Origin of the sequence: Nonomuraea aridisoli (genome assembly GCF_003236395.1) — a bacterium.
Lineage (GTDB): Bacteria > Actinomycetota > Actinomycetes > Streptosporangiales > Streptosporangiaceae > Nonomuraea > Nonomuraea aridisoli.
This window is the reverse complement of record NZ_POUD01000440.1, coordinates 1-4,734: the sequence shown is the minus strand read 5'-3', so window position 1 is coordinate 4,734 and position 4,734 is coordinate 1. Positions and strand designations below refer to the sequence as shown.

The following is a 4,734-nucleotide window of genomic DNA, read 5'->3' as shown; positions in this document are numbered from 1 at the left end:
GGGGGTAGGTGGGGACCCTGAGTTTTCCCTTATATGTCAGGGGAAAGCGCCACGGCGGAGGAACTTGAACGTAGGGTCAAACCATGCTGAAGCGCACGATAGTAATGACCGCGGCCGGGGCCGCACTCGTCGTGGCCGCGGTCGCCGGTTGTGGATCGAACGCGCAGCCCATCCAGGTCAACCTGGCCGCCTCAGAGGTGCTGACGCAGGCCGCGCAGAAGACCGCGGAGGTCACCAGCTACACGGTGGACGCCGTGGTCGACGTCCAGCATCCGCAGGAGGGCGCCGGCAAGGTGCAGGGACGGATGGTCTACCAGAGCAAGCCGCAGCTCGCCGCCGACCTCACCCTCGACACCGTCGACATGGGCGGGCGGGGCGTGCCGGGTGGCGTCCGGGCCGTGCTGCAGGGCGACACCGTGTACGTCAAGGTCCAGGCGCTCAACGAGATGCTCGGGGCCACCAAGCCGTGGATCAAGGTCCCGCTGGCCGAGACGGGCGACGCGGGCGAGGCGCGGCGCTACCTCGACCAGATCCAGCAGTTCGACCTCGGCAACATGACCAAGCTGGTGACGGCCTCGCAGGACGTCAAGGCGGTCGGCACCGAGAGTGTGAACGGCGAGGACACCACCCACTACAGCGGCACGTTCCCGGTGGACGTGGCCGTCCAGCAGCTGCCCGCCGACGAGCAGGCGCAGGCGCGTCAGGGCCTGGCCGAGCTGCAGAACGTGAAGTTCGACATCTGGGTCGCCTCCGACGGCCTGCCGCGCAAGCTCGCGCTGAGCGGCTCCAAGGAGGGCGCCACGCTCGACGCCACCCTGCTGTTCAAGGGCTTCAACGAGCCCGTCAGCATTGAGGCGCCGCCCGCCGACCAGGTCGGCGAGCTGCAGCAGCCGACGACCAACTGAGCACGACCGACTGAGAACGATTTGGAAACTCGGCGGCCAGCACGTACTCTGGTCGTTGCCGAAGACCGCCGGTCGTCGTCAGGTGCTCACATCCTGGCGACCGAAGGATCCACGTGATGTGGACGGCCCGCGCAGGTGTGATGCGAGTTTCCCACATGGAGTGATCCGTGTGCGTGAGCCCCGTGTGCGCCCCTGCGCCCGGGGCTGTTCTCATTTCTGGAGCCTTCGCCGGTGGCACATCTGGAAGGAGGCCCATGGCGAGGGCGGATAAGGCGACAGCCGTTGCCGAGCTCAAGAACGAGTTCGAGGGCAGCAGCGCCGCCGTTCTGACCGAGTACCGCGGTCTCACCGTCGCTCAGCTCAAGGAGCTGCGCACCTCTCTCGGTGAGAATGCGAAGTTCGCCGTGGCGAAGAACACCCTGACCAAGATCGCCGCCACTGAGGCCGGCGTGACGGGTCTGGACGACCTGCTGGTCGGCCCCACCGCCGTCGCCTTCGTCAAGGGTGACGTCGTCGAGGCCGCCAAGGGTCTGCGCGACTTCGCCAAGGCCAATCCCCTTCTGGTGATCAAGGGTGGTGTCCTCGAGGGCAAGACGCTCGACGCCACTGAGATCACCAAGCTCGCCGACCTTGAGTCCCGCGAGGTTCTCCTCGCGAAGCTCGCCGGTGCCATGAAGGCGAAGCAGAGCGCTGCTGCCGCGATGTTCGCCGCGCTGCCCACGCAGCTGGCCCAGCTGGCCGAAGCCCTGCGTGCCAAGCGCGACGAGGCGGGCGAGTAACACGGGGGTTGCCGCAGACACCGCGGTCCCGTTCCAAGTTTTCAGCAAGTCCTATACGTAAGGAATCATCATGGCGAAGCTCAGCAACGACGAGCTGCTCGACGCGTTCAAGGAGATGACCCTCCTCGAGCTGTCCGAGTTCGTGAAGCAGTTCGAAGAGGTCTTCGACGTCAAGGCCGCCGCCCCTGTGGCCGTCGCCGCCGCCCCGGCCGGCGGTGGCGCCGGTGCCGAGGCCGCCGCGGTCGAGGAGCAGGACGAGTTCGACGTCATCCTCGAGGCCGCCGGCGACAAGAAGATCCAGGTCATCAAGGAGATCCGCGCCCTGACGTCCCTGGGCCTCAAGGAGGCCAAGGACCTGGTCGACGGCGCTCCGAAGCCGGTCTTCGACGGCAAGGTCAACAAGGAGCAGGCGGAGAAGGCCAAGGCTGCCCTCGAGGGCGCCGGCGCCACCGTCACCGTGAAGTAACTTCCCCTTCACTTCACGCAAGACGCTCTACGGAAAGAGGCGGACACACCCTGGTGCCGGGTGTGTGCCGCCTCTTTTCGCGTTCCCGGGACCGGTTCAGCCGGCGGCGGCGCGCACGCGGGCGATGGCGCTGGTGTCCATGTAGTCCCTGGTGTGGACGATCTCACCGTTCCGATCCGCAGGACGAGCAGGCCGGGGACGGTGATCGGCTGGCCGCCGGCCGTGACGTGCGTGTCCTGCTCCACGACCACGACCTCCGGGTCCTGTGTGCGGTGCAGCGCCAGGCGGCGCACCTCCTGGGCCTCCATGCCGATGGAGTCCCACATCGCGTGGTAGCCCGCGCGGATCTGCTCCCTGCCCGCGTACGGCGGCAGCCCGCCGAACGGGAACTCGTGCAGGCCGTCCTCGGCGTAGAGGTCGGCCAGGTCGTCCGTACGCGTGACGCCCGTCGATGGGGGAGAGTCCGGCGCCGATGAGGTGGTCGAGCACGTGCTGGGCACCCTCGGCGTGAAGCTGGGGGAGCTGCCGCAGAGCTCGCTGGCCATGCTGCGCTCGATGCTCACCCACCCCGAGGCCGCGGCGTCGGCGCGGCGGCTGCTCGGGGAGCAGATCGACCGGGTGGCCGGCTCGTTGTCCGGCGACGACGCGCGGCTGCGGGCCGCGCTGATGACGCTGCTGATGCTCGGCGTGACGGTGGGGCACCAGCTGCTGGAGCTCGACGAGCTGCGCGACGTGCCGCAGGAGGAGCTCGCCCGGCTGCTGCGGCCCGGGCTGCGCGCCCTGGCCGGTCCCGAGACCTCCTGACGCCCGCCGGAGGCTTGGAGCTCCCGTTCACCCTCTCAGGCGCTCAGCGAGGCGCTGAGGGCCGTCTGGGGGCATTCGGCGAGCTTGGCCGATTACCCCGGATCTATCGGATGTACCCCTCGTGCCCTGTGGCAGACCGGCTCTGTTGTTTGGGGAGCTCCGGGAGTGAGTGTCGCGTTATGATCCGGCGACCGAGCGGGAAGGGGTGAGCGGACGTGGCGGGACTCTCCGTACGGCCTGCTCGCATCCTCATCGCGGCGCTCAGCGGGGTGCTGGCGGTGCTGGTCGGCACGGGCGTGTGGATCGCCGCCCAGGCGCGCGAGGAGCAGGGCAGAGCGGGCGACTGGCGGGCGGCGCTGGTGGCGGCGGGCGCGCACGCGAAGAACCTGATGTCGCTCGACTACCGCACGGTCGACGCCGACATGCGGCGCCTCCTCGAGACCTCCACCGGCGCGGCCAGGGCCGAGTACGTCGCCAACGCGGACAAGCTCCGGTCCACCACCCTCGAGAACAAGGTCGTCCAGCACGGCGTGCTGCGCGCCACCGGTCTGGTGTCCATGACCGGTGCGGTGGCCAGGGTGCTGGTGGTGGGCGACGTGGAGATCCGCTGGGACGGCTCCCCGAGCGCGCCGCAAGAGCGCTACTACCGCTGGCAGATGGACCTGGCCAAGGCCGGCGGCCGCTGGCTGGTGTCGAAGGTGGTACAGGTGCCGTGAGAATGATCACGATCGTCCTGCTGGGCGTCCTCGTGGCGGCCGGCGCCGTGCTGGTGCCGACGATGTGGTTCAACCTGCGCGACCTGCGCGCGGCGGAGGTGGCCGCGGGGGAGGCCGTGGCCGTCGCGAAGAAGGTGGCGCCCGCCCTGCTCTCGTACGACTACCAGACGGTCGAGCAGGATCTGAAGCGGGCGGGTACGTACACGACGGGGGAGCTGACCGGGTATTTCAAGGACCTGACCAAGAGTCTGGTGTCGAGGGCCAAGGAGCAGAAGATCGTTCAGACGGTCTCCGTGGCGGGCGCGGGGGTCGAGCGGGCGGAGCCGGAACGGGTCGAGGTTCTGCTCTTCGTGAACACTGGTACGGTCAGGGAGATCCCCGGTGAGGCAAGCCCCCAGCAGGAGTTCACCCAGAACCGGGCCAGGTTCGTCATGGTGCGGGAAGATTCCCGGTGGCTGGTGGCCGGCATGTCGACCTTGCTGGGGACCGCCTGATGCCCCGGGACCCCGCGGGCGCGCCGCTACTTTCAATTGTTACCAAAAATCTGGTTTAGCGAAGCCAATGACGGGGGTACCCCAGTCACAGCTACACCGGTAGTCGGCATGGGTTCGACCCCCGGTGTGACGGAGCGTTAACCGCCCCCGTTCGCGGGTATCGTCTTGGGCCTGGCGGTAGGCGATCAGTCACACAGGGAAGAAAACCCAGCGTCCGGGCCCTGAGTCGGCTAAAAGTCGGGCTTACGGGCTTGACGTTTCCGCCTGAACGGGCGATGCTGCGACCAACGTGGAGCATGCAGCGAAGGTGAAGTGGACAGGCGTGTGCCGTTCGGCTACACTGCCCCTTTGCGCTGCCCTTTGACGACCCGCGATGCTTGCTCACGTTGCGAGGTTGTCTGGCGTGCGTGTAGTCAGTCCGCCGCGAGCCCTCGGAAGGACATCTGTTGGCAGCCTCGCGCAACGCCTCCGCCGTACCCGCTGGTCCCCGTCGCGTCTCTTTCGCGCGCATCCAGGAGCCTCTCGAAGTTCCTGACCTTCTTGCCCTGCAGACCGAGTCTTTCGACTGGC

The 4,734-nt window shown here is 68.1% G+C and carries 7 protein-coding genes; 6 read left to right on the top strand and 1 reads right to left on the bottom strand.

Translation table 11 applies throughout. From position 1 onward, the window contains the following. The first annotated feature begins 83 nt into the window (after window positions 1-83). The 3 genes from C1J01_RS46330 (at window position 84) to rplL (ending at window position 2,150) form a co-directional block, all read left to right on the top strand. Complete coding sequence (locus C1J01_RS46330; RefSeq protein ID WP_235855128.1) at window positions 84-905, top strand: SCO4651 family lipoprotein; 822 nt, start codon at window positions 84-86, stop codon at window positions 903-905. A gap of 254 nt (window positions 906-1,159) precedes the next feature. Next, on the top strand, window positions 1,160-1,684 hold the full coding sequence (gene rplJ, locus C1J01_RS46325; RefSeq protein ID WP_111185359.1) for a 50S ribosomal protein L10: 525 nt from the start codon (window positions 1,160-1,162) through the stop codon (window positions 1,682-1,684). A gap of 70 nt (window positions 1,685-1,754) precedes the next feature. Further along, a complete protein-coding gene (gene rplL / locus C1J01_RS46320) occupies window positions 1,755-2,150 on the top strand; it encodes a 50S ribosomal protein L7/L12 (RefSeq protein WP_111185358.1) in 396 nt (131 codons plus the stop codon). An 8-nt stretch (window positions 2,151-2,158) separates the two neighbouring features. Here rplL and C1J01_RS46315 read toward each other — a convergent pair whose 3' ends face one another. Continuing rightward, window positions 2,159-2,650: a nuclear transport factor 2 family protein gene (locus tag C1J01_RS46315; RefSeq protein WP_181449342.1), complete on the bottom strand. Its 492-nt coding sequence runs from the start codon at window positions 2,648-2,650 to the stop codon at window positions 2,159-2,161. Between C1J01_RS46315 and C1J01_RS46310 the strand changes: the two genes are divergently transcribed. From C1J01_RS46310 to C1J01_RS46300, 3 genes are all read left to right on the top strand, one after another. After that, a complete protein-coding gene (locus C1J01_RS46310; protein ID WP_181449341.1) occupies window positions 2,640-2,954 on the top strand; it encodes a TetR/AcrR family transcriptional regulator in 315 nt (104 codons plus the stop codon). The two genes, C1J01_RS46315 and C1J01_RS46310, sit on opposite strands and share 11 nt — an antisense overlap. A 215-nt stretch (window positions 2,955-3,169) precedes the next feature. Further along, on the top strand, window positions 3,170-3,670 hold the full coding sequence (locus C1J01_RS46305; RefSeq protein ID WP_111185355.1) for an Rv1363c family protein: 501 nt from the start codon (window positions 3,170-3,172) through the stop codon (window positions 3,668-3,670). 2 nt (window positions 3,671-3,672) lie between these two features. Continuing rightward, window positions 3,673-4,164: a hypothetical protein gene (locus tag C1J01_RS46300; protein ID WP_111185354.1), complete on the top strand. Its 492-nt coding sequence runs from the start codon at window positions 3,673-3,675 to the stop codon at window positions 4,162-4,164. Window positions 4,165-4,734 lie beyond the last annotated feature (570 nt).